This window comes from Mesorhizobium sp. 128a (genome assembly GCF_053848025.1).
Map to the genome: position 1 here is coordinate 14,110 of NZ_JBSPKY010000029.1, position 22,454 is coordinate 36,563.

Genomic DNA, 22,454 nt, shown 5'->3' on the forward strand with positions numbered 1-22,454 from the left:
GGACCGGAACGGCACATGCCGGCAGCCTCAGCGCTACGTGGGTCATCAACAGGCTGGGTCAGCTTGCGTTCCGCATCGACTTTCGCTTTAAAGAGCGCCTGCCACCCGGCTGCAGGAGCGCAAGCCGACCTCGCAAAGACCTGCCGTTGGTCAAGAAACATGCGTGCTTTTGGCCCGGCCCGGGTGTCCACGACCGATTGGGCTACGCCGCGGTACTCGGCTGCTTCGGCGTAAAATGCCCCAAACCTGCGCTGGGTACCGGGCTTGTGTTCGTGAGGCCATGAGGGTGGAAAGGAGAATCATCGCATGGCTATCGAGAAGAAACGACTGCACGGTTGCTTGCGGGCGCGATCCGCAGGAGCAGTTTGTCAAGGACGGCAAGGCTGGGCGTCTGCGCGCCCAGCCTTGCCGGTCCACGTCTAGACCTCGATGACATGGATGTGAGCCGCCCCCGCCACCCTGGAAGGCAATGCCAAAAGTCGGGCTCATCCCTTTCCGGCCGCGGCCAGCGGAGGGCCGACCACAATCACGGTCGGCTCGGTCGACAACAGCTTCTTTGCCGCCGCCTTGACCTGATCGAGCGTCACCGCGTTGATGAGGCCGGTGCGGCGCTGCATGTGGTCGATGCCGAGATCATCAAGCTGCAGCTGGACCAAGGTCCCAGCGATGGAACTCGATGAACCCAGATTGTTGATGGCATAGGCGCCGACCAGATGTTTCTTGGTCGCCACCAGTTCGGCCTCGGTTGGACCATCCTCGGCCAGCCGCTTGACCACGTCCCGCACGATACCAAGCGTCTCTGTGGTGCGGTCCGAGCGTGTGGCGGTGGTTACGATCAGAGCGTCGGCATGGTCCTCGTTGATCAGCGAGGAATTGACGCTGTAGGCCAGCCCGCGCTTTTCGCGCACTTCCTGCCACAGGCGCGAGGTGAAGGGGCCGCCGAGAATCTCGTTCAGCAGCACCGCTGGGAAGAAATCGGCGGCCTTGCGCTTTACGCCTGGCCAGGCGAGCTGCAGCGACGTCTGCGGCAGGTCGTAATTGACCTCGATATGCTGCGCCAGTCTGGGCTCGATATCGGCGACAGGGGCAAGCGCCTGGTTTGGCGGCAGATCGCCGAACACCATATCGAGCTTCTTCTTCAGCGTCTCGGCGTCGATGGCGCCGACCACGGCGACATGCAGGCCGCCGCGCCCGAACACCGCCTTGTGCAGGGCCTCGAGGTCGGACTGGGTGATGGCGGCGATGCTCTGCCTGGTGCCCTGATCGGAGCGCGAATAAGGGTGGTCGCCATACACGGCGCGCGCCCATCGGTTCTGCGCCACCGTGTCCGGGTCGTTCTCGTTGGCGATGATGCCGGACAGGACCTGGGCGCGGAGGCGGTCGATCGGCGCCTGGTCGAAGCGCGGCTCATTGACCGCCAGCCGCAACAGGTCGAAGGCTTCGTCGCGCTGTTCGGCCAGCATGCGCATGGAGCCGTGGATGCTGTCGCGGGTCTGCCCGAAGCTCATCTCGATGCCGGCATCGTCCAGCTTGATCTGGAAGGCTTCCGAATCGAGCGGGCCAGCGCCCTCAGCCAATAGGCCGGTCATCAGATTGGCCAGGCCTTCCTTCCCCACCGGGTCCTGCGTCGAACCGCCGCCGAAAGCGAAACGGATGGCGACGACCGGCACGGAATAGTCCTCGACCAGCCAGGCCGTGACGCCCTTCGACGAGGTGACGGACTGGATTTCCGTGGCGCGGGCGGCAAGCGCCGGCAGGACCAGGAAGACGATCGAGAGGAAGAGTGTGGCGAGCGCGCGCAACCCCTTCCCCTCTGCTTTTGCGGGAGACGAGAAACTGCGGAGATATTCACTGGTCATCATATCAATTCTCCGCCTTGACTTGCGGCAGCAGATAGCCGGTGGTCGAGCGATCCAGCACCAGATAGCGCGCGGCAGCGGCCTTGATCTCGTCGGCGGTGACCTTGCGGATGCGGTCCGGCCATTGCTGTACTTCCTGTACATTGCCGCCGGTGGATAAGGTCGAACCATAGATGTAGGCCATCGAAATCTGGTTGTCGCGGCCAAGAATCCTCGACCTGACATAGCGGTCCTTGGCTTTTTCGAGCTCATCCGGGGTCACGCCGTCGCTGGCGATGCGCAACACCTCGGCATTGACCGCAGCTTCGACGTCAGCGAGCTTGGCGTCGCCGCGCGGCGTGCCGTAGACGGTGAAATTGGTGTCGTCGAGCATGGTGCCCTCGAAATTCGCGCCGGCGTTGGAAGCGATGCCTTGCCTGACCACCAGCTCCTGATAGAGCCGGCTGCGGTTGCCGCCGCCGAGGATCTCGGCCAGCAGGTCGAGGGCTTCGGCCTCGCCCGGCTTGGCGGTGCGGTAGGACGGCACCACCCATTGGGTGGAGAAATTGGGCACGCTGACGCGGGCGTCGGAGAGCGTCACGTTGCGTTTGGTGTTCTGCTCCGGCTCGACCGGGCGGACGCGTGGCGGCAGATCCGGCCCGCGCGCGATCTTGCCGTAGGTCTTCTCGGCCAGCGCCTTGACTGTATCCGGCTCGACATCGCCGGCCACGATCAGCACCGCGTTATTGGGCTGGTAGTATTTGTTGTAGAAGGCGACGGCGTCGGTGCGGTTCAGCTGCTTCATCTCCTGCATCCAGCCGATGACCGGAATGCGATAGGGCTGGTTCTGCCGCAGCGTGGCGTCGACCTCCTCGTTGAGCACGGCCTGCGGGTTGTTGTCGATGCGCGCGCGGCGCTCCTCCAGGATCACACCGCGCTCGGTCTTGATGACGTCATCGGTGAGGATGAGGTTGCGCATGCGATCGGCCTCGAAGCTCATCATCAGCTCGAGCGCCGACGGCGCCACGGTCTCGTAGAAGGCGGTGTAGTCATAGGAGGTGAAGGCGTTGTTGGAGCCGCCTATGTCGGAGACGGCGCCAATGAACTCGCCGGCCGCGTGATGGGTCGTCGCCTTGAACATCAGATGCTCCAAGAAATGGGCGATGCCGGATTTGCCCGGCTGCTCGTCGGCGCTGCCGATCTCGTACCACACCATCTGGGTGACGACGGGCGCACGATGGTCTGGGATGACGACCACTTCCATACCATTGTCGAGCAGAAAAGCCGTTTCCTTGAACTCGGCCGGCCGCTTGTCGGCGGCGAGCGCGGGGCCGACCAGCGTCAGGGCGGCTGTGAAGAGCAAGGCGCGCAGAGTGTCAAGCGCGGATGTCGAAGCTGGCTTCGTGAGCTGTTTGAACCAGATCGGCGTCTCTGGGCAATATCGAGATCGCGGGCGGTTGACGCCAAAGCCACCGCTGGCTTCGCGCGCGCATGATCTCTCTGATGCGGATTTCGACATGTTGGTCTCCTTGCTTCCTGACATTAATCGCGATGGAAAAAACAAACAAAACTGATACGGCCGCGCGCGGGTCGAGGCGTTAGACTCAATCGTCGTGCCAACAGCGCAAGACCGGGGTTTTTCTGATGTAAAAGGGGATCGACCGAACACCACAGTGTCGCGGACGCGACCAACCCGACAGTGAGTATTGTTCGGTGTCCTCGCGTCAGAGCGATGACCCGCCTCTTCGGAGAATGCGTCGATGGCTGCCGCTATACCGCTCGTGCAGCAGGGCGCGTTCGCGAGCGGCTTAGTTGCCCCCCTCACAGCCCTAGCCCTCGTTTTCTGCCGAAAGCCCAATCCACACCACCCCCGGCCCGCATGACGCCAGCGAGGTGACTGCCGAGGTGTTTGTCGAGTGCAGGTGACCAGGGCACGAGCTTGAAGCCGAGCCCGTCATCGATCATCGCGAAGCGGCCTGAGGCAAGAGAGAAGCGCCGCCGGTAGGTACCAGCAATTTGGTCGCCCTCAGTAGCCTTCGTGAAGGGCAGACCTGTCCCGGCGGCCAATTGCTCACCGAGTGCATCAACCTCGCGAGCGCGAAGCGCTGCAATCAGGTTGCGCGCAAGTATGACACGGTCAGCCTCACGCCGCGCGAAGCCTTGCTCGACAAGGTGCTGGGTGCGGTTCTCCAGCGCCTGTTTAACCTGCTGTGCAAATCCGCCCTCGCCTAAATTGGTTGGCCCATGCGCGAGTTGTCGGTCGAGCCAAGTCGCGCCGTCAGCATGGACCTGCTCTTCGATCGCAAGATCAGAACGGACAGCAAGCGCGACGCGGCTGCTGCCTCTTCGATCTTCGTAGCGCCGAAGCTCGACGATGGAACCTGGTGCGGAGTCTCCGGTGGCATCGATATTTTGAAAGCGGATGTAATGAGTGCGGCCATCGGTCCCGTCGACGATTGCGTAAGCAGATGCGCGCAACTCGTCATGGAGGCCTCGTTCGATGAGCCTGCCGATGATCGGCACCTCGCCCGCCTCGCCCCCGAAGACTTGGTCGGCAGCACATCTATCGAGCCCATGTTCGGCCAAGCTGCGATGCATACGCTTGATGATGTCGCCTCGCTCGCCAAGCGCTCGCAGGGTGGCTTCGGCCTCGGCGACCATTGTCCACTGGCCCGCGCCGATCGGGGCGGCGAGGCCGAGGCTTTCCAATTTCCGCAAGCGGCCGACCTTCACCGCGAGATACTCATCAGGCTTTCGGTCCGCGATGGGCGCGACGTGGACAACGCCATGACTTGCCATTTCACGAACAAGCTGGCGATCGAGTACCGTCCAGCGTTCAGCCTCAATTTGTTGATGGAAAGCATGACGAATTTCACGATCGGTCCTTAGGCCAAGCTCCTGAGTGATCAGGTCCTGTGCACGATTACGCATCCCATTTTTGATGTAGTCACGGGAGATGACAAGATCCTGACCGTCCTCAGCCCTGCCGCGCAGAATGATGTGAATGTGGGGATTGTCGGTATTCCAATGATCGACGGCAAGCCAATCCAGCTTGGTGCCAAGGTCCTTTTCAGCCTGCGCCATCAGGTCGCGAGCGAAGGCCTTGAGGTCGGCGATGTCGACCGCGTCTTGGGGCGAGACGATGAAGCGAAAATGGTGTCGGTCATTCGCGCATCGCTCGGCGAAATCCTTGACGTCGGCATCGTCGGTTTCCAGACCAAACATGCGCGCCTTCTCGCCGTCGCGGGTGACGCCTTCGCGACGCAGGTAATTCAGGTGACGCGCCAGGGGGCCATTCTGTTTCTTGTGACGGACCACGAGCGCCTTGACTGTGCAAGATCGAGAGCGGCTGGTGATGAAGCGATTGGCGCGAAGGCTCGCCACCCTGCCTCGTCCGAAATGCGAGCCGCGCCCGGCAGTGATTGTGCCGTCGCGAGAGATCCTCCCGCCAGCTTTTTGCGCGGCGGCGAGCGCCTGGGCAATAAACGGCCGTGCCCGTTGGCTCTGGCGTGAGCGGATACGGCCGGGCCGGACGCGAAAATCGTCATCACCTCTCACGCGGTTTCACTCGCGATGTGCGAATCACGTTGAAACCGTTGTAGAAAATCAAGTCGGGCGATGTGCGGAAACTTGTGGCGATGTGCAGAAAGCTCGAGAAAAGCCAGCCAAAACAACCGACCGACCGAGCCGCACATCGCGGCCTTTTATCTTGCCATCCTAATCGGCAGTTCTTGGGACGATCTTTCGTGCATCGTCGTTTCTCCTTTTTTGTACTCCAGAACACTTCTGAGCTTTCCGCAACAGGCTTTTGTGCGAAGGGTGAGAGTTCCGGTGCGCCGTGCAATCCTCCGCGCTCGTCGACGGGGTGTCTGGGCTGCAACAAAGCAGCGCTCGAACCGTCGCGGCGCACATTTCCATCGAACCCACGGGGCATCGTCACAGGCAATCCGGGGCGGTCCGTCGCGCCACTTTCGTGGCCGGCCGCAGGCAAGATAACGTGCTTCCCGTCGTTTCTGGTCTGCACCAGTCCTCATCCGCCGCAGCGGAGCTCCATCGTTCAGAATGTGGCCGCCAGCATCGCTGCCGGCTGTCCGGGGTTGCTGTTCTTTGCGGTCATGCGTGCGCGCCTAGCAGCTTGCGATCTTTCACGTGGGCGCGCGCCGCAACGTCGGTCGCGCTGGCGCTGGCGTCGCCGACATAGAACGTGCCGTCGACCCACATCGCGTGCATGATCACCGCCAGCTTGCGCGCCACGGCGACCGTCGCCTTGCGCTGGCAGGAGCGCTTGGCCAGCGCCGTGCCCCAGCTTCGCACCTTGTCCTTGCCCTTGAAGCGCGTCATCAGCGCCGACGCCGCCTCGTAGAGGGCACGCCGGACATCCGCGTCGCCCGCCTTCGAGATACGGCCCTGGATGTCGATCGAAGAGCCCGACTGCCAGCGCCGCGAGGTCAGCCCGAAGTAGGCCGCCACGTCACGCGATCGGCGGAAGCGTGACGGGTCGTCGATCGCCGTCATGCACGAAAGCGCCGTCACCGGACCAACGCCCGGAATCGCCATGAAGCGTCGGCACAGTTCGTTGCGGCCGACGAACTGGACGACCAGTTTGTGCAACCGGCAATACTGCTTCCACAGCGCCGCCCGGGCGTTGAGCATGGCGTCCATCAGTTCCGTGGTCAGCGCGTCGTCCGCCGCCGCCTCACGCACGGCCTGGTCGAAACCGGTCCGGCCGGTCCCTTTGATGCGCACGCCGAAGGCCTTCAGCGAGTGGCGAATCGTGTTCTCGAGGTCGAGCACCTTGCCCTTCAGGACACGCCGCTGCGTCAACAAAAGCCGCATGCGGTAGCAGCTTTCCGACTTGATGTGGGCCTGGCGGAACCAGCCGGTGCGCATGAGATGGGCGATGCCGAGCGTATCGGCCTCGTCGGTCTTGTTGCGCTGCGCCGACATCGCTGCGCGCACATGTTTGGTCTCCAGACACACAGCCGGCAGCCCGCGCTTCAACAGCTCCGGGTGCAGCCAGGGCGACAGCGAGCCGGCTTCGTGGCCGACGCGGCGCAGGCGCACCAGGATCCGTCACCACTGTTGTCTCCAGATGCACCACGCCATGATCGTCGACGACGCACACCGCCGTCTCGTCCATCGCCACGTCCAGCCCACAAAAGAATTCCATGGTGCGCCTCCTGCGCTGTTTCACAGGCGCAGAATGTTCAGCCGAGTCGCCACCCCTCGCCAGCGGCGCCGCAGCCGACGCACAGGTTTGCTGTCCAGCCAGGCGCCCGCCCCGATTACGGGCGGCAATCCCTCCCCGACTTGCCTGAGTGCCAGCAGTTTCGCCGCCAATTCCGCGAAGAAGCAGGCCGGAGTGCGAGTTACACTAAGTCCAGCGCTCATGGCGATGCACTGCGCGATCGTGGGACGAAGAGGCTGTTCCCGGCTAAGTGCGGTGCAGGACGAGCAACTTCAGAACCGACATCCGGCTTCGGCTCAAGCGCCGTGACATCGTCTACCGCTGTGTCGATCCACGACGGCATGTTGGCGGAACGGATCTGCGTGAACACCGTTTGGTCGACGGAACCGAAACCTCTTTTGCCGCGCCATCCGACGTCATTTATCCGAGCAAAGTCGCGACCAGGAAACTGCGAACCATCAGCGCTCGACCGGTTTCCCAATCGTTCCGAGCGGGGCGGGATTTCAACAGCTCCCTTGATCAGCGCCCTAAGTTTCGCGACGTAGTCGATCGTCTCACGAGGCAGCGGACGACCATTCGAAAGATGCTCCTGATAGCGTTGTGGTCCGGCGTTGTAGGCCGCAAGAAATCCCTTCCGACCGAAGCGATCGAGCATCTCGCGAAGATACCCGGCGCCGGCTAGGATGTTGTCTCGCGGATTGAACGGATCGGTTCCGAGACCATGTTTGATGCGCAGTTCAGCCCACGTGGCGGGCATGATCTGCATCAGGCCGACGGCAGATTTGGGTGAGATGGCGCGGACATCGCCGCCGCTCTCGACATGCATGACCGCGCGTATCAGGTGCTCGGGAAGCTCAAAGCGTTTGGCGGCCTCACAGACGTACGCCGACCACTTTTCATTCTTTGCGATTGTTGTCCCGGCGCACGATTTTGGCACCGGTTGCGACGGCGCTTCCGCTGCGCCGGCCGCAGAACCAAGCGTGAGCAACGCGCATACCGAGAGCATCGCAACGCATCGGTGAGCTGTGATGCGCGCACCACCGTCCCGACACGCCGACAGCCTGCCGCCGTGCTCGCTTCCGTCAAGGGCAAGGCTTCGCCGACCGGACCTGCTTCCCATGCGTCGTAGCGCAAACAACGCCTCAATCGATGAACAAGCGTCCGGTCGCCCTTGACCTCCGCTGCGCGCGACAGCCGCCTGACAGGCGATCGGGTCGAAGGGTTTGACCAGCGCCCGATCGATCAAAGGGTTTGCCAGGGTAAGATCGATGACGCGCGATCGAAACATTGAACTCAGGCTCGCTCTTCGCGCTTCGAAGGCCGACTCCAGTGCAGATTCCAGACGTCCTTTTCAGTGGCGACCTGGAAGAGGTTGGCGCGGATCGGCTGCGTGAACGAAGGATCGTCGATGAGTACAGAGAGATAGGCGCCGGCCTTCTCACCGGTGCGATCCCACGCCGCGCCGATCTCGACGCCGTCGCAGTAAATGCGGTGTTCCGGTGCATTTTCCGCGTCCGATTTCTCGATAGGCAGGATGGCAAGCTTTGCATCAATCGTCAGCGTGCAAATGTTGCCGAAGAAGCCGTCGTCGTTGCGGATGAAGGTGCCGATCTGACTCATGTGATTATCCTTTCATGGTGAGGGGAAACGAGCCGTCACGGCTCGTCGGGAGCCGGTTCGCCCGAAGTATCCGGTGCCGGAAAAATGCGGTCGGGGGTCCAGATGGGCACCGCGCGGCCAACGATGTTGGTGATTTGGAGTGGGCCGAAATACCGGCTGTCAAAACTGTCGGTCGCTCCCCAGTTCATGAGGAACACTTCGCCGTCGCTGAGCACACGGCAGCCCCGCCAGACGGGCAGCGGTCGACCCTTGCTGTCGTGCTCGAGCGCGGCCCCGTAGATCTTGCTGTGCGCGATGATGGTCGCCCCGCGGCGGCAAACGGTTTCACCGCCAAGCGCCAGGACGTGCTTCAGGAGCGGTACGCCGCGGGGCAGATATAGGCGCTCTGCGAGGAAGCCGGCCAGCGCTTCGGAGGGCATGACGACGGCGAGGTCGCCGACCTTAGGCGTGCCACCTTGCTCGATGCGATAGAGCCCGATCGGAGCGCTCGCCGACGCGTTCCAGATCAGCCACGGAGTATGTCCGCTTAACGCCGGCGCGACGGTCAATCCAGCACCGCCGAGCATTCCCCCGATGATTTTGCCGCGTGCGCTCATGACTCGATCCGTCGGCGCAGCAGCCAAGCTTCGTGCCGCTGCCGTGTGTAGGGCCTGGGGCTTTCGCGTGCGACAAGGCGACTGTGGGCGTGACGCCAATACTCCGGCGAGGCGTCTATCGCGTCGATGCCGAGTGCCTCGACGGCATCGATAATCTCCAGCACCCTTTCAACCTTCGGCCATCCAATGGCGGTGAGCAGGATGTCGGCGCCCGGCCGCACATGTGGGATGGTCGAGCAGCGCGTGCCTGAGCCGACGGCGCGCAGAATGTCGATGCGGGAGGCGACGGTGCCAAAGTCATTCGCCGCCCAGCGGACGAAGGCGAAGATGCTACCTGGCGCGAAGGCGACGACGCGGCGGCTCCTGTCGACGATCCTGTTCTCGACGGCTTTGCCGAAGCGGATGTAGTTCTCGATCCGCTTCTTCAGCCAGAGCAGCTCGACATAGGTTAGTTCGCTCATGCCGTCCTCCCCGGCAGGAGGTGGGCAGCAGCAACGGCCTGCCACCCCGTTGACGGAGCGGCTGGCTCGGGGTTGATATCTCGGCAGGCGATCGGGAGAGCGCATCGCCAGCGTCGTCCACAGTCTTCCGGAACCTGGCCTTCCGTTAGAAAGAATCCGAAGGATTCCGGGTTAGATAAGTTAGAGGCGAGAATTCGGCTTTCGCTCCCATGGCTTAGGCAGTGGTCGGGTTCCTGAAATGACGAGGAACGGGTTCCTGAAATCCCGTGCCTTCGGGTTCCTGAAATGACGAGGTGATTCACAGCTTGGCCTCCGCCGCCCTGGCCTTGCCGAAGCGGTTGAACGGATCCCGGTGACAAGCCTTGAAAGTGAGCAGCGGTTCGCCGGCCTGCGTCACACCGAGTGTGAGTCGATAGCCCGGTAGAGATTGCCGGCGAACGATGCCGCGAACCTCGAAGGCGAAGCGCTTGTAGGCGGATAGGCTGCCGGATTTTGCGTGGAGATGGCGCAGGTCGAACGACCAGCCATGCGCCTGTCGTCCGCCATGTTTTCGCACGAGTCGATAGAGCCAACGCTCAATGCCGCCAGTCAGGTCGAAATAGGCACGATCGATGGTGAGCACGAAGGCGTCGACAATGATGCCGGCATAGAACCAGTCGGGCAGGACAAGCTCGATGCCAAGCGGTCTAGCGCAATGGTCGGCCCGCTCCTTCCATTCGTTGATCCAGGAGAAGCGGTGCATGCGCCGCTCGGTGGGTTGGCGGATCGAGGTGGCGACGGTGGTCGACTGGAGACGGTCGAGCGCCGCCTTGAGCAGCAAATATTCGCGGGCAGACGTGCCGCGCCCGATGAACGTCAGGATTTCATGCGGCGTCGCCGCCATCATCCGCGAAGTCCGCAGTCCCTTGTCGCGGGCATCGACGATCTGCGAGGCGGCCCAGATCAGGATGTCGGCATCCCAGATGGTCGCCATGCCGTGCTCGATGGTCGCCTCGACGCGGATGGCGACTTCGCCCATCCGGAAATCGATCGGCCTGATGCGGCGCGATTTGGCCAGCGAGAAGAATGGCCAAGCCATCAGGTCCTGTGCATCGCGCAACGCCATCTTGCCGGGACGCGCATGAAACAGCGCAATCGGCTCCAGGTCTGTCGGTGGTGGTCGCATGTCCAAATCCCGCAGAGCTGGAAGTTTCAGCGCGACTTGCCGGCATAGGCTGGCGCGCGCGCCGCATGCGGCTTGGCGGGCGGAACGTAGGTGGCGTTTGTGTCGCTGGTGGAGGTGCGCGCGCCGAGCTCGATCCAGGCACGCAGGTCATCGATGTCGTAGAGCACGCGCCCGCCGACCTTGCGATATTTGGGGCCGGTCCCGTAGGTCCGGTGTTTTTCCAGTGTCCGGGCGCAGAGGCCAACGATAGGTGCGGCCTCCTTGGTCCGAAGATATTTTTGGGGCGCGTCCGCGGGACCCTTCGACATCGCTCGATCTCCATTCGGTTCTGCTGTCGCCCTGGCCTGCCGGGACGCGCGAAACGGACGATGGCCGAATTGAGAAAAAGGGAGGGAGGGCAAAGATCGGCGGGCGTGTTTTTACTACCCCAGGCGCCCCGATCAGCGCCGACAATGGTCCACCGGCGCGGCATGGCGTCTTAGGAGAGCGAGCTGGCGATGTAATGGGGGCTATGGGTTCCCCGTGGTCAATACCAAGATCTGATGATCGACCTCAGCTCCGTTCTTTGGATTGTTGCCCGCCAAGGAGGAACGTCCATGCCGCGTGCCAGCTACCGTCTCGCCGAAGATGATGCCGGAAGGTGGCAATTGGCTTTTGATCCTGAAGAGCTACAATTATGCATCGAGTTCATCGATTGTGACTCTTCAACAAAGCCCGGGGGATGGATGTCGGTTGAGGATTTTTTGGCTTGGGCACCACGCAATCCTCTTCATCGAAAAGCGCTCGATTGCTTCGTCGCGTTCCTGAAGGCTATGCTCACCAGAGCCTGATCTCATGACGCGGAGCTGCGGTGGCGGCTTTGCGGATAGAGGAGAAGGTCCCGATAGCCGCCGGCCACCAGGCGGTCGGCCCGTCGCAGGATCGCCCGCACCTTGTGGCGCAGGTGATGGTCGCGCCAATCGCGCGCAGCGATGGGCTCGCGGGACAGCAGTTCCTCGGCGAGCCGGCGGTAAGGAGCCCGCTGATGCCTTCCGTCGAAGGCGCGGAGATTGAGAATGTGCTTCAGCCTGGTCTGTTGAGGCAGTGAGCCATACCGGGTGCCGAGCGGACGGCCATTCAGCGACCGCCAGAGCCGGCGCGCGGCGTCCAGCCTGGTTTCGAGATTCTCGTCAAGCGGCAGGACAACAGCGTTGATGTCGAGCAGGTCTCCTGCTTCACTGGAGATGATGTGATGTGTCTCCGGAGCCGACGGCCACAGAATATGAACCCGCTCGGCTTCGGTCCAGCTCTGAGTTGTGCTGCGTTGTCGAAGGACAGGCGATGGATCCGTGGAAGCTGCCAACTTCGTCGCTTGAAGAACCCGAGGGGACGCCTGTTCCGTCCAGACGATGTGTTCGGGTGAGAGACGCTCGTCAGCAGAGATTGTGAAATCGCGCGCCCCAGCTTGCGGCGAATTCCGGCGAGCCGACGAGTTCTCCGATCGTCAGTGGACTTGGTGCCAGCCGCTGACATTCGGCGGCAAAATCGGCGTTCCGGATCAGATACTCGGCGGCAAACTGATCGGCTTCGTAGCCGCGCATGCGCTCGTATGCCGCCGGATCGGTCCAATCGCTTCGCGACATGGCAACGGTCCTCATGCGGCCCGCGGTCTGCCGCGAGCTTCGCCTTCAGCTTCCGAGGCAACGGTTGGTTTGGGTAGTCAGAGCGTCGGCAAACCGCCTTGCTGAATGAGCACAGCGCCAGTTCGATTCCCTAGTGCGGTGCACCGCCGGCCAGGAGATAGCGATAGCCATTGGTGGTCATCCATCGGGCGCGAGCAAGATGAGTTTCCCAAGCTCGAAATGCCCGTTCCGGCTCCCTCGCGGGATCGATATGCAGAACGATCCTGGCCACTTCGCGCCAGTCCGCGTTTTCGGCTGCCGCATCCAGCAGGCGAATGTAGGTGAGGAGGCGCTCCTCGTCGTAGCCGGTCAGGATTGAGGCGTCTGGCGCGACGTCGGCGACATCAGGATCGAGAAGAGGTTTAAGCATGGCAATCCCGTACGCCGACACACTCTTCGATGTGCTGCCAAATCCTGATTTGGGCCCATGGATGTGACACGGCCATCACCTCGATGCGCTATGACTGAACGCGACCGGATTATCAGATTTTCTGGTTATCCGATTTTCCATTTAATTGATCTGCCGGCTTCGTCAAGGACCGGCAAAATGCAAAAGACGCTTCGATCGCCAAGACATGTGCGTCTGGTGCAACTGATCGTTGAAAAGCGTAGGAAAGCCGGGCTCAGCCAGCATGATTTGGCGAAAGCGCTGGATAGATATCAATCAGTGGTCGCGGCCATCGAGTCCGGTGGCCGGCGAATCGACGTTGTCGAATTTCTCGATCTGGCTGAAACGATAGGCTTCGACCCGCATGAGGTATTGCGTGAGGTCGTAGCCGTTATGAACGCCCGGCCAAAGCACCGCTAAAACTCGGTTTATCGTGCTCGATGATCAGCCATGTGTCGCAATCTGACTGCAGTCGCATCGCAGCCGGGCAGAGCCCGGCGAGCGGCGGCCGCCTGTCGGGACGCGGCCGCGACCGTCGATTGCCTCCCTGATCCCCGGCAATTGGTGATTGGCGGCGCGGCCGGATATCCGGCCGCGCACTGTCGGAACGGCTAGGCTGCCTTTTCAAGCAATGCCTTGGCCTTCCCTTCAAGCTCAAGACGGTTGTCCTGATGGGATTTTGTGCGGGCATGCGCTGTCATGCCCTGCACGAAATCGAAGATGCTTTCGGGTGGCCTGCCCTCCTCCTGCATGACGGTTTCGATGATCTTGCCGGTTTCGACCTTCGAGAACCCGCGCTTGCGCAGGAAGGTTTCGCGGTCGTCATCGCTGCGGGCGACGATCTTCTCGCGAGCGGCCTTGATGCCGGCGATGAACGGTGTCGGCGATGAGCTGGCAAAACGGGTCAAGGCAGGCGCGGCCTCATGGGCAAAGCGCTGGGCAGCAAATTTCGAATGCCGGATGCTGATTTCCTCGAAACCTTCCACGCCCCAAAGGTTGCGGTTCATGCAGACTGCGCGGAGATAGAACGAGGCGATGCCGAGGGTCTTCGATCCGACCTCGCTGTTCCAGCAATAAAATCCCCGGAAATACAAATCCGGCTCTCCGTTCGGCAGGCGTCCCGCTTCGATGGGGTGGGTGTCGTCGACCAGAAACAGGAACACGTCACGGTCGCTGGCGTAAAGCGTGGTGGTGTCCTTCGTGATATCCACCAAGGGATTGTGCGTCATGGTTGCCCAATCGAGCATGCCCGGCACTTTCCACATGGTGTCGCCGATGCCGTTGCCTGCGATCTTCATGACGGCTGCGACCAGTTCGTGATCCCAGATGCGTCCATAGTCCGGGCCGGTGACGGCGCGAAGCTCGACGCGTCCGTCCTCCGCCTGCAAGGTTTTCACAAGCTCGGCGCGATGCCTGAGCAGGCCGTGCTGCAGGTTGATGCCTGCTAGCGGTGCGGGAAGCTGGCGCATGTAGGTTGCCGGCGCACCGACAAGGCTGCACAGCTGGCCAAAACTCCAATGCGTGGGCGCGATCGGCTCCTCTTGTCCGGGAAGAATGAGCGAAAGCCGCTCCGCACTCTCCCGGCTTGCCTCGACGCGGACCGCGCGGCTCTCGACAGTGCGGGCGGTGGCACGATCCGCACGCGTGCGCACCGCATCATAAAGTTCGGTCAGCGACAGATAGCGTTCGTCGTCGGGACGCGAGAACCATTCCGAGGAAACGCGCCCGATGCGCTCGCCGCGTGAGATGTCGACTCGAAAGCTGCCGGAAACAGGTTGCCGCCGATGGTTGTTGTCGGCGCTGTCGATGGTCGTGGTCATGTTCATTGGGGTCACTCCTCTTTTTGGATGCCGAAGGCATGTCCTGCGGCATGCCTTCCGGGGGCGCGTGAGCGCGCGGGAGTGATGGGGGCCATTGCCGGCGCGCGGAGCCGGGCTGCGCGGTCGAGCGGAGCGGATGAAATTGACCTTGAGGATTGCCGGTCTTCGCCGCTTTGCGAGCCGGCGGCCCTGGTCTGCACAGCCGGCAATGGCGGGGAAGCGAGGGGAAAGTCTCCTCGCTTCCCTAAGGGCAGTTGGCAGATTGTTCCGCTGCGATCAAATAAAATCGGACCGGCGTTCTGCCTTGGATTTTCGCTTGCTTGCGGATTATGGAGCGAACGATCATTATTCGCTTGATCTATTGTACAAACTGCACAAATAGCATGCTGACGTAACTGAAGACAAAGAAGGAAAGTCCATGACCGTATCCGATGAGCAGCAGGGCAAAACCGATCTCGTGTCGATTGCTGCCGATATCGTCTCCGCTTATGTTTCTAACAATCCAGTGCCCGTCCCGGAATTGCCGAAGCTGATCGGCGATATCCATTTTGCTTTGCAAAATGTCGGCACACCTGCGGCTCAGCCTGTGATGAAACTGGAACCCGCCGTTTCGATCAGAAAGTCGGTCACGCCGGACTACATCATCTGTCTGGAAGACGGGAAGAAGTTCAAATCGCTGAAGCGACACCTCAGCACGCACTATAATCTGAGCCCCGAGGAATACCGGCAGAAGTGGAGCCTGCCCGCCGACTATCCGATGGTGGCACCGAACTACGCCGCAGCCAGGTCGGCCTTGGCGAAGGCAGCCGGGCTTGGCCGCAAGCCGGCGGCAGCAGAAGCAGCCGAGGTGCAGAAACCGAAACGGACGCCGCGCGCCGCCGCAGCGACTATGAACGCGCCGGCTGCAAAGCCGCCGATCAAGAAAACGCGCAAAGTTGCCGCCAAGGCCTAGCCTGCTGGAGCGAATTGCCTATTGTCCGGGCGGTGGCGGACTGAGCATGGTGAAGCCCCGGCGCGGCGCGCCGGGGCTTCTTTTGTTTGAGCCGATTTCACTCGGCGGTGCGGCGGGACCAGATGAGCGAGTACTCGCCCTGGGTTTCGGTCTCGACCAGGCTGGCGTAGATCGGAGCGGGGAAGCTCGGATCGTCGAGTTTGACCGAGTGATAATCACGCCCCTCGCGGGATGTCTTCTTCCATGCCGCCCCGAATTCGGTGGCGCCGGCGAAGATGCGGAAGTCCGGACCCTTCTCGTTGTCACCTTCGGCGGGGACGAAATCTACGGTCTTGACGTTGAGGTTGAGGGTCTTGACGGAGCCCTTGAAGCCCTTTCCGGTGCCGGTGAAGATGCCGATCGTAGCCATTGCGGTGGTTCCTTCTGTTGATCGGGCCGCGCCCATCGCGGCCTCGATGGTGGTCGTGAGACCGGGGACGATCGGCTCGCATCCCAAAGGGGCTGAAACGAAGTGGAAGACGGCGGGGCGAGGCTTTCTTGGACCGCGAGGAATGGCCGCGCAGCGGACAGGGGAAGAAAACGCAGCGCCGCCGTTGCGGGAAGCGATCGAGGCGAAGCCGGTCTTCGGTCAGACCCAATCCATTCGAGGACGCCGTGGGCGTGGCTTGCCAGCAGACCAAGAGGAACCGCCGCAACGGCGAATTGGTCGGATTTAACATCGCAAATGGCTCTTGGATCAGTGCGGAAGCATATTCACGGCAAGGCAGGAATCACTTCCCATTATGAAATGGCGACAATGGAAGATCCCGGCTCTCGCCGCCCTTCCCGTCAATCCGTCGTATTCGATGCGAGACGGAAATTGATACCCGCGCCAGGGCAGCGACTAACGCCGACTTAAGCCGATGACCCGAGTTTTCCGTTCCGATCTATGCCAGCCTGGCGGAGACCACAGGCGCGGACGATCCATTACACCTGGTCTTCCGCAGCTTGCCCAATGATCGGAGCCGTGAAGCCTATGTGCCTCGCAGGCTCTTGCGAAGCGTCCGCCGCCGTCCATCGCGTCTCGGGTTGCAGCTCATTACCCGTTGTCCGGCGTGGTTTTTTCGTTGCTAAGGCTGATGGTGTCGTGCTGTCGAGGTCCCCGGCCGCGCAACCGCGCGGCCGGAAAATTCGCGTGCCTATCAAAGAAACTGACCGGAGCCGCCGAAGCGGCTCCGGTCGCTCCATCTCACTCGGCCGCGACGTGGAAGGGTTCGTCCTCTGCGGCCGCGCTGTCGCCATCGGCTGCGGTCAAGTCTGTCTCATCCGGAGGGGCAAGGTCTGTCGCCGGCTGCTCGTTTGCCCCTATCACTCCCTCGCTGCTGGCGCTCCCCGCCTCTCCAAGCGCAGCGGGTCCCCTTGTGCGCAAGAGTGCCGGCAGCCATCCGGTTCCGACGAGCAACTGCTCGGCCGCTTCCGCCATCGGCTGCTTCTTTAGAGTGACAAGCCTGTCCGCCGCCTCACCGCCGACAGCCTCGCACACTGCCGCGAGGATGTGCGCCTTGGTGATGCGCCCAAGGTAAGTGCGTACGGTCGGCGTCCAGTGAGCCGTCATATCAAGCGAGACCGCCGTGGCCAGCTGGTCCGCCGTTTCGTGGGCGCGCGGCCTGCGCTCCCAAGGTTGCTTCACCGCATTGACGGAGAGTGAGGCGCAATGCGCAAACAGCGCCATGACGCTGGCATGATCAAGCGAAGCGATGAAGGCCCAAAGGTCAGACACGTCACGCGGCATGTCCGCTGCCCATTCGGCGTGGCGATCAGCCAGGGCCTTCCCCGCTGCCGTGTCCTCGATGCCATCGGCGTGGCCGGCAAGGCAGGTTCTGGTTGGCCGGATTTCCAGGCAATGGGCTTCCGCTCCCTGATAGAAGACCTGCGCGGCAAGCGTATGCGTGACGGCGATCAATGCAACGTCCGATTGCTCGCCAAGCGCAAGGCGAAGGCCAAGTGTGCGGTGGGCGGTCAGGTCGCGCACGAGAAGATCGGACAGTGGCTTGCCGGCGTCCTCCGCGTCGTCGTCGCTATCGTGACCAAGCTCCGGACTGATACCGTCCTCGATGATCTCGCCATCACCATTGACGGTGTAGCCATTGCCGGCTTCTGTCCCTTCCGTCTCGGGCTGCTCGTCTTCGGCGCGGACGAAGCCGCGTTCGATACGAGCCGTCCCATCATGGGAAAGCACGACAAACACGCCGCTGCGCGCAATCACATCCGGGTCGTAGGCATGACGCAGTGCATCGATGCGCTCGATCTCGGCTTCAAGCTCTCCAAATAGCTGATCGACATCGTCGGGCAATTCCTCGGCGCTGCCCCATTCTTCCGTCAGTCGGTTGAACGCGTCCAACGCTCCTGCATAGGCGACTTCGTCTTGCTCCGACAAAGCCACCGGCTCCGGATAGAGACGGCGCAGGCCATGCGCATGCGGATAGTCGACATGGACATCAGCCCATTTCCAGCCTTCGGCCTCCTTGATGGTGTCCGCGACGCTCTGCAGCTTCGCGACCACCAATTGATCGAGCAGCGCCGCATCATCATAGAAGCCGCCGCGATCATCGGTGAACAGGTCGCGGACGATCATGCCGCCGGCCCGGATATAGGCGTCCGAACCGATGAAAATGGCGCGGCGGTCGGCAGCCGCAACGTGGGTCCGCGTCAGTTCACGTCGAATGATATAGGGGTCGCGGTTGTAGGTGAGGTTGTCAAAAACCTGCTCCTGCCTGGTCCTCGGTGATGGCGAAGGCCATCAGCTGCTCGAGGGTCAGATCACCATCGCGGTAGACCTGCATCAGCCTGGGGCTGACGGCACCAAGCCGCAGGCGCTGCCGCACCAGCTGAGGCGTCACGCCGAAGCGGGCGGCGATTTCCTCAGCGCCCCATCCGCGCTCCTCGCTCATGCGCCGGAACGCTTCGAACTGATCGGCGGGGTGCATCCCTTCGCGCGTAATGTTTTCGTCCAGGCTGATTTCGTGCGGATCGTTTTTGGTATCGACAATGCAGCGGATCGGTTCGGTCTTCTTGATCTGCTTGCGCTTGACGCGAAGCATTTGCGCCAACCTGCGCCCTTCGCCGATTGTCACGAGATAGAAGCCGGTTTCTGAACCCTCTGCGTCAAGCTCCGGCTCTACCACGAGGTTTTGCAGGATACCCTTGGCGGCGATGCTGGCGGCATAAGCTTCGATGATCGCCTCGCTATGCGGGGTCTTGCGCGCATTGCGAGGCGACTTTTTCAGCTTGTTCAGCGGAATGAAAACTTCTGTGCCGCTCGCGCTGACGATCTTCGCGTTCGTTTCATTGGTCGTCATTGTTCTGGTCCTTTCGCGTTGGATGCCGAAGGCATGCCCCTCGGCATGCCTTCCGGGGGCGCGTGAGCGCGCGGCAGAGAGGGGGGCGAATGCCGGCGAGCGGAGCTGGGCTGCGCGTCGAGCGGGGCGGATCGTGTCAGCCTAGCGATGAGAAGCAGCGCCGCCTTGCGAGTGGGCGGCCCTGCTTTGCGCAGGCGGCATTCGCGGGGGAGAGATGGCCAAGACCATCTCTCCCCGCGCATCGGGCTCACAGGTAGAATCGGGAGATAGATAGGTGACCGACCGACGATCGAGTTTCGATGGGGCGCGCGGTTGTCCCTTCCTGGCCGAACGGAATGAATCGGATGATTCCCAGGCGCTCGCTAACGTCCAAACAATTCTACCGGAAGGCGGCGCCGCCAACAGCATCGGAATGGAGAAGCTGCCAACGTCGCTAGTGAGTTGCATGGTCGACGTGACTTCATCGGAGGGACTGCTTTACGAAGCGCCGACCGTGATTCTGACGCCTGCCAATACCGAAAGCGAGCTGCACGTCTGGGCATTAAAGCTGCGCGAAGAGCCGCCTTCGGCCCGGTCACGGGCACAGTCCTATCGGCCTGCGACCATGGACAATCACCATCACTGCTCAAGTCTCGTCAGCCGCTCGTAAGGTTGACCTTGTAACGCGGGTAATCGAGAAATTCGCCGCTAGCTGCTGCGATCTGCCAGCCTGCATCCAACGGAGATGTAGAACGTTTGCAACCAATGGTCCGGCCGGAACATCACACCGCGCGCAGCACAGCACCAAATGAACCAAGCGGCCGTTTGAGCGAGGCAGTACAGCGGCGGGCGTAACAAGCCGGTGGCATGTCCTCCGGTCGTGTCGTCTGTGCCGAGGATGAGCAGCGGCTCGACAGGCCAGCGCAGCAGCCAGCCATAAAAGAGCGCCCTTGAAAGGAAGTGGACTATGACAAAGCTTGCGATAAACCGCCGCCAGGCGATTGTCGGTCTCGGCACAGCGGGAGCCCTGACCTTTCTTGGCCGGCCGGCCTTTGCTGCGAAGAAGGTGAAGCTTGGCGTAATGCGTCTCGCCAGCCAAGCGCCCAGTTACATCGCCTGGGAGCGAGGCTACTACAAGGACGAAGGGCTGGACGTCGAACTCGATTTCTTCAAAGCCGCTAAGCCGATGGCCATGGCGATTGCCTCGGGCGACGTCGATTATGCCGTCACGGCCATGAGCGTCGGACTCGTGAGCCTCGCCCAGACGGACGCAATCAAGGTGATCGGCGGCGCACTGTCTGAGGAGAAAGGTCTCGTCGGCGCCGTGATTGTGGCATCAGAAAAAGCCTACCGGGCCGGCCTTATCACGCCGAGGGCACTGAGCGGCACCACGTTTGGCGTCACCAAAGTCGGATCTTCCTTTCACTACATGTGCCACACGATCGCAGAGGCGAACGGCATTCCGATGTCGGAAATCACACTGCGCCGGCTCCAGAAAGTCGGCGCAATCATCAGTGCGCTGGAGACCGGCCAGATTGACGCCGGGGCCATCCAGGGCAGCATCGCCGATAAGTTGCTCGCCGGGGGCAATGCCATGCAGATTGGTCTGGTGTCCGACTATGCGCCCAATTACCAGGTGACCACGGTGTTCACCTCAACCAAGAATGCCGCCAACGAGCGGGAGCAGACCGCGGCGTTTATCCGCGCCCATTCGACGGCAGTCGACGACTACAACGCCGCCCTCGTCGACAAGACCGCTACTCCGGAGGAAGTGGATGAGGTGGCCAACATCATCCACAAATACGTGGATAGCAAGCGTCCGTTGGCCGCGGCGAAGGAAACCTTCCTCAGCAGCGCGATGCGAATCAAGAAGGGCTGTGCGCTTGCACTCGATTCGGCGACGGATCAGCTTGAGTGGCTCAAGGCGAAGAAGATGGTGAGCAAGACGATCACGCCAGAGATGCTCTTCGACACTTCCTACGTCGAGACGATCTAATCCGCGCAGGTTCACGATTGCACACTGACCGTCGGGACGGGCGAGAGAGAAGATGGAACTGCTGCTAAGGAATGTTCACCCCGCTACGGCGTGGAGGTTCGGAGCGACGTCTCGATTAAGGTCCCACATGGCGAGATCGTGTGCGTTATCGGCCCGTCGGGATGCGGCAAATCCACCCTGCTGCGCTTGCTAGGCGCGTCGGGCCCAGTGCTACGAATCGCTCAATCCTGCTGGCGTGGCGGATCGTGGAAGGCAATGTGGGCTGGTAGCATCGTAGTGGCTGACATCTGGAAGGCAGGGGCACTCTACAACCTGGAGCGCCTGTTCTCCGGGGTGACCATGTTTCCCCTGATTGCCTCGCCGTCATTGACTGCCTTGAGCAGCACGTAACGGGCCTATCGTACGTAAGCGATGGCGGTTTTCGTTTTCGTCAAGGACGGGAGAAAGGAACTATTTGGGCGAAGTTTTCAACGTCGGCGCCCTCCGTGTCGTTCGATCCAAGCCGGTCGGCGCTCGCACCTTTTCGCACGCGGACCGATGCGCGGTAGTGGAAGTTCCATCGGATACAGCAGCAATCCCCCGGCCGTGCAATCCCAGGCTGCTGCACGCAAAGGTTCCCAGCTAAGCAGCGGAGTTTTGTTGAAAAATCGACAAGGTGGGTTGCGGATGGAGGCGATATATGAGCGAGGCCCGTAAACTCGGGAGCGTCCTTGTAGTCGACAATGTTCTCGCCCTTATTCTGAACATGGAAGAACACGTGCTGCGCAGCAATTTGCCGACCACAGCGTCGGGCGCGCAGGCGAAAGCGTTAAAGATCTCCCAAGGACGGAAGTCCGATGTTGTCATCGCCAGTTTGGATCTTGGCCACGATGACCTTGGACTCTTGCGTGATCTCCGCAACCTCGGGGACGTCTCCATTATCGTCATTGAGAACCGCCGGGGTGAGAATGACAAAGCCATCCGGCTTGAATCCGGCGCCGACGAGTGTCTGAGTAAATTAAGTGAGCTCTTGGTGCGCCTTGACTCTCTGGTCAGGTCGCGTTTTGCCGACCCCGTGGAGGTTCAGAGAAGGTCACCATCAGGAAGATGGCTTTTCGGCGGATGGGAGCTACGCTTGAAAACGCGACAGTTGCGTGATCCGTCTGGCGCACTGGTACCCCTAACCCAGGGCGAATATGCACTCCTGTTTGCTTTCCTCGAGGCGGCAGAACGACCGTTATCGCGAGAGTACCTGCAACGGGCCACTCGCATCCACGGCGAGATTTCAGATCGCAGCATCGATGTTCAGATCTTGCGCTTGCGTCGGAAGCTCGAAAGAGACGCGCGCGCTCCACGGTTGATTAAAACCAAACGTGGGATCGGTTACGTGTTCAGCATCCCGGCGGAGCTGTCGGAGACCTGACGACAGCAGATGCAGGTGAGGAGGAGCATGGCCGCGCGGATCGTTCACCT

20 protein-coding genes and 3 pseudogenes are annotated in these 22,454 nt (G+C 61.7%); 7 read left to right on the top strand and 16 right to left on the bottom strand.

Annotated features, from left to right (window positions below; genetic code table 11):
• Positions 1–485 precede the first annotated feature (485 nt).
• From ACWTU9_RS30205 to ACWTU9_RS30250, 10 genes and pseudogenes are all read right to left on the bottom strand, one after another.
• Positions 486–1,862, bottom strand: coding sequence for a M16 family metallopeptidase (locus ACWTU9_RS30205; RefSeq protein WP_455861510.1), 1,377 nt, complete (start codon positions 1,860–1,862; stop codon positions 486–488).
• Position 1,863: 1 nt separating this feature from the next.
• Positions 1,864–3,210 (bottom strand): M16 family metallopeptidase, encoded by a 1,347-nt coding sequence (locus ACWTU9_RS30210; RefSeq protein ID WP_455861535.1) that lies wholly within the window; start codon positions 3,208–3,210, stop codon positions 1,864–1,866.
• A gap of 449 nt (positions 3,211–3,659) precedes the next feature.
• Positions 3,660–5,396: a relaxase/mobilization nuclease domain-containing protein gene (locus tag ACWTU9_RS30215; protein ID WP_455861511.1), complete on the bottom strand. Its 1,737-nt coding sequence runs from the start codon at positions 5,394–5,396 to the stop codon at positions 3,660–3,662.
• 555 nt (positions 5,397–5,951) lie between these two features.
• Positions 5,952–7,008 (bottom strand): annotated as a pseudogene (locus tag ACWTU9_RS30220) (IS110 family RNA-guided transposase).
• Positions 7,009–7,225: 217 nt separating this feature from the next.
• Positions 7,226–8,314 carry a lytic transglycosylase domain-containing protein gene (locus ACWTU9_RS30225; protein WP_455861512.1) on the bottom strand — a complete coding sequence of 363 codons (1,089 nt, stop codon included), beginning with the start codon at positions 8,312–8,314 and terminating at the stop codon, positions 7,226–7,228.
• Between the two features lie 5 nt (positions 8,315–8,319).
• A complete protein-coding gene (locus ACWTU9_RS30230; RefSeq protein WP_455861513.1) occupies positions 8,320–8,646 on the bottom strand; it encodes a DUF736 domain-containing protein in 327 nt (108 codons plus the stop codon).
• A gap of 35 nt (positions 8,647–8,681) precedes the next feature.
• Positions 8,682–9,242 carry a S26 family signal peptidase gene (locus ACWTU9_RS30235; RefSeq protein ID WP_455861514.1) on the bottom strand — a complete coding sequence of 187 codons (561 nt, stop codon included), beginning with the start codon at positions 9,240–9,242 and terminating at the stop codon, positions 8,682–8,684.
• Positions 9,239–9,703, bottom strand: a complete 465-nt coding sequence (locus tag ACWTU9_RS30240) for a DUF2840 domain-containing protein (RefSeq protein ID WP_455861515.1) — start codon at positions 9,701–9,703, stop codon at positions 9,239–9,241. The genes ACWTU9_RS30235 and ACWTU9_RS30240 overlap by 4 nt, the downstream gene beginning before the upstream one ends.
• Before the next feature lie 298 nt (positions 9,704–10,001).
• Positions 10,002–10,868, bottom strand: coding sequence for a replication initiator protein A (locus tag ACWTU9_RS30245; RefSeq protein WP_455861516.1), 867 nt, complete (start codon positions 10,866–10,868; stop codon positions 10,002–10,004).
• Between the two features lie 26 nt (positions 10,869–10,894).
• Positions 10,895–11,176: a helix-turn-helix transcriptional regulator gene (locus ACWTU9_RS30250; protein WP_140717750.1), complete on the bottom strand. Its 282-nt coding sequence runs from the start codon at positions 11,174–11,176 to the stop codon at positions 10,895–10,897.
• Positions 11,177–11,410: 234 nt separating this feature from the next.
• Here ACWTU9_RS30250 and ACWTU9_RS30255 point away from each other — a divergent pair, with 234 nt between their 5' ends.
• Positions 11,411–11,698 (top strand): hypothetical protein, encoded by a 288-nt coding sequence (locus ACWTU9_RS30255; RefSeq protein WP_455861517.1) that lies wholly within the window; start codon positions 11,411–11,413, stop codon positions 11,696–11,698.
• A gap of 2 nt (positions 11,699–11,700) precedes the next feature.
• On the opposite strand, the gene ACWTU9_RS30260 is transcribed toward ACWTU9_RS30255, so the two are convergent.
• The 3 genes from ACWTU9_RS30260 to ACWTU9_RS30270 all read right to left on the bottom strand — a co-directional run bounded on the left by ACWTU9_RS30260 (position 11,701) and on the right by ACWTU9_RS30270 (position 12,899).
• On the bottom strand, positions 11,701–12,210 hold the full coding sequence (locus ACWTU9_RS30260) for a DUF2285 domain-containing protein (protein ID WP_455861518.1): 510 nt from the start codon (positions 12,208–12,210) through the stop codon (positions 11,701–11,703).
• 70 nt (positions 12,211–12,280) lie between these two features.
• A complete protein-coding gene (locus ACWTU9_RS30265; RefSeq protein WP_455861519.1) occupies positions 12,281–12,490 on the bottom strand; it encodes a transcriptional regulator domain-containing protein in 210 nt (69 codons plus the stop codon).
• A gap of 130 nt (positions 12,491–12,620) precedes the next feature.
• Positions 12,621–12,899 (bottom strand): DNA -binding domain-containing protein, encoded by a 279-nt coding sequence (locus tag ACWTU9_RS30270; RefSeq protein ID WP_455861520.1) that lies wholly within the window; start codon positions 12,897–12,899, stop codon positions 12,621–12,623.
• A 90-nt stretch (positions 12,900–12,989) separates the two neighbouring features.
• Between ACWTU9_RS30270 and ACWTU9_RS30275 the strand changes: the two genes are divergently transcribed.
• On the top strand, positions 12,990–13,337 hold the full coding sequence (locus ACWTU9_RS30275) for a helix-turn-helix domain-containing protein (protein WP_455861521.1): 348 nt from the start codon (positions 12,990–12,992) through the stop codon (positions 13,335–13,337).
• A gap of 191 nt (positions 13,338–13,528) precedes the next feature.
• On the opposite strand, the gene ACWTU9_RS30280 is transcribed toward ACWTU9_RS30275, so the two are convergent.
• Positions 13,529–14,737 carry a DUF932 domain-containing protein gene (locus ACWTU9_RS30280; RefSeq protein WP_455861536.1) on the bottom strand — a complete coding sequence of 403 codons (1,209 nt, stop codon included), beginning with the start codon at positions 14,735–14,737 and terminating at the stop codon, positions 13,529–13,531.
• 418 nt (positions 14,738–15,155) lie between these two features.
• Here ACWTU9_RS30280 and ACWTU9_RS30285 point away from each other — a divergent pair, with 418 nt between their 5' ends.
• Complete coding sequence (locus tag ACWTU9_RS30285) at positions 15,156–15,689, top strand: MucR family transcriptional regulator (protein WP_455861522.1); 534 nt, start codon at positions 15,156–15,158, stop codon at positions 15,687–15,689.
• Positions 15,690–15,786: 97 nt separating this feature from the next.
• Here ACWTU9_RS30285 and ACWTU9_RS30290 read toward each other — a convergent pair whose 3' ends face one another.
• Both ACWTU9_RS30290 and ACWTU9_RS30295 read right to left on the bottom strand, forming a co-directional pair.
• Positions 15,787–16,098 carry a DUF736 domain-containing protein gene (locus ACWTU9_RS30290; RefSeq protein ID WP_455861523.1) on the bottom strand — a complete coding sequence of 104 codons (312 nt, stop codon included), beginning with the start codon at positions 16,096–16,098 and terminating at the stop codon, positions 15,787–15,789.
• An 819-nt stretch (positions 16,099–16,917) separates the two neighbouring features.
• Positions 16,918–19,027, bottom strand: a pseudogene (locus ACWTU9_RS30295) (ParB/RepB/Spo0J family partition protein).
• A gap of 274 nt (positions 19,028–19,301) precedes the next feature.
• Here ACWTU9_RS30295 and ACWTU9_RS30300 point away from each other — a divergent pair.
• The 4 genes and pseudogenes from ACWTU9_RS30300 (at position 19,302) to ACWTU9_RS30315 (ending at position 22,404) form a co-directional block, all read left to right on the top strand.
• Positions 19,302–19,676: a hypothetical protein gene (locus ACWTU9_RS30300; RefSeq protein WP_455861524.1), complete on the top strand. Its 375-nt coding sequence runs from the start codon at positions 19,302–19,304 to the stop codon at positions 19,674–19,676.
• A 297-nt stretch (positions 19,677–19,973) separates the two neighbouring features.
• Complete coding sequence (locus tag ACWTU9_RS30305; RefSeq protein ID WP_455861525.1) at positions 19,974–21,002, top strand: ABC transporter substrate-binding protein; 1,029 nt, start codon at positions 19,974–19,976, stop codon at positions 21,000–21,002.
• Positions 21,003–21,054: 52 nt separating this feature from the next.
• Positions 21,055–21,221: pseudogene (locus ACWTU9_RS30310) on the top strand (ATP-binding cassette domain-containing protein); the annotation flags it as partial.
• A gap of 460 nt (positions 21,222–21,681) precedes the next feature.
• Entirely contained in the window at positions 21,682–22,404 is a 723-nt protein-coding gene (locus tag ACWTU9_RS30315) for a winged helix-turn-helix domain-containing protein (protein WP_455861526.1), read from the top strand.
• Positions 22,405–22,454: the final 50 nt, after the last annotated feature.

What these genes read in the sequence shown, in the direction of transcription:
- ACWTU9_RS30205 (WP_455861510.1), bottom strand. Translation starts at nt 1,862, where the DNA reads ATGATGACCAGTGAATATCTCCGCAGTTTCTCGTCTCCCGCAAAAGCA.
- ACWTU9_RS30225 (WP_455861512.1), bottom strand. Translation starts at nt 8,314, where the DNA reads ATGTTTCGATCGCGCGTCATCGATCTTACCCTGGCAAACCCTTTGATC.
- ACWTU9_RS30230 (WP_455861513.1), bottom strand. Translation starts at nt 8,646, where the DNA reads ATGAGTCAGATCGGCACCTTCATCCGCAACGACGACGGCTTCTTCGGC.
- ACWTU9_RS30235 (WP_455861514.1), bottom strand. Translation starts at nt 9,242, where the DNA reads ATGAGCGCACGCGGCAAAATCATCGGGGGAATGCTCGGCGGTGCTGGA.
- ACWTU9_RS30240 (WP_455861515.1), bottom strand. Translation starts at nt 9,703, where the DNA reads ATGAGCGAACTAACCTATGTCGAGCTGCTCTGGCTGAAGAAGCGGATC.
- ACWTU9_RS30245 (WP_455861516.1), bottom strand. Translation starts at nt 10,868, where the DNA reads ATGCGACCACCACCGACAGACCTGGAGCCGATTGCGCTGTTTCATGCG.
- ACWTU9_RS30250 (WP_140717750.1), bottom strand. Translation starts at nt 11,176, where the DNA reads ATGTCGAAGGGTCCCGCGGACGCGCCCCAAAAATATCTTCGGACCAAG.
- ACWTU9_RS30255 (WP_455861517.1), top strand. Translation starts at nt 11,411, where the DNA reads ATGATCGACCTCAGCTCCGTTCTTTGGATTGTTGCCCGCCAAGGAGGA.
- ACWTU9_RS30265 (WP_455861519.1), bottom strand. Translation starts at nt 12,490, where the DNA reads ATGTCGCGAAGCGATTGGACCGATCCGGCGGCATACGAGCGCATGCGC.
- ACWTU9_RS30270 (WP_455861520.1), bottom strand. Translation starts at nt 12,899, where the DNA reads ATGCTTAAACCTCTTCTCGATCCTGATGTCGCCGACGTCGCGCCAGAC.
- ACWTU9_RS30275 (WP_455861521.1), top strand. Translation starts at nt 12,990, where the DNA reads ATGACTGAACGCGACCGGATTATCAGATTTTCTGGTTATCCGATTTTC.
- ACWTU9_RS30280 (WP_455861536.1), bottom strand. Translation starts at nt 14,737, where the DNA reads ATGACCACGACCATCGACAGCGCCGACAACAACCATCGGCGGCAACCT.
- ACWTU9_RS30285 (WP_455861522.1), top strand. Translation starts at nt 15,156, where the DNA reads ATGACCGTATCCGATGAGCAGCAGGGCAAAACCGATCTCGTGTCGATT.
- ACWTU9_RS30290 (WP_455861523.1), bottom strand. Translation starts at nt 16,098, where the DNA reads ATGGCTACGATCGGCATCTTCACCGGCACCGGAAAGGGCTTCAAGGGC.
- ACWTU9_RS30305 (WP_455861525.1), top strand. Translation starts at nt 19,974, where the DNA reads ATGACAAAGCTTGCGATAAACCGCCGCCAGGCGATTGTCGGTCTCGGC.
- ACWTU9_RS30315 (WP_455861526.1), top strand. Translation starts at nt 21,682, where the DNA reads ATGAGCGAGGCCCGTAAACTCGGGAGCGTCCTTGTAGTCGACAATGTT.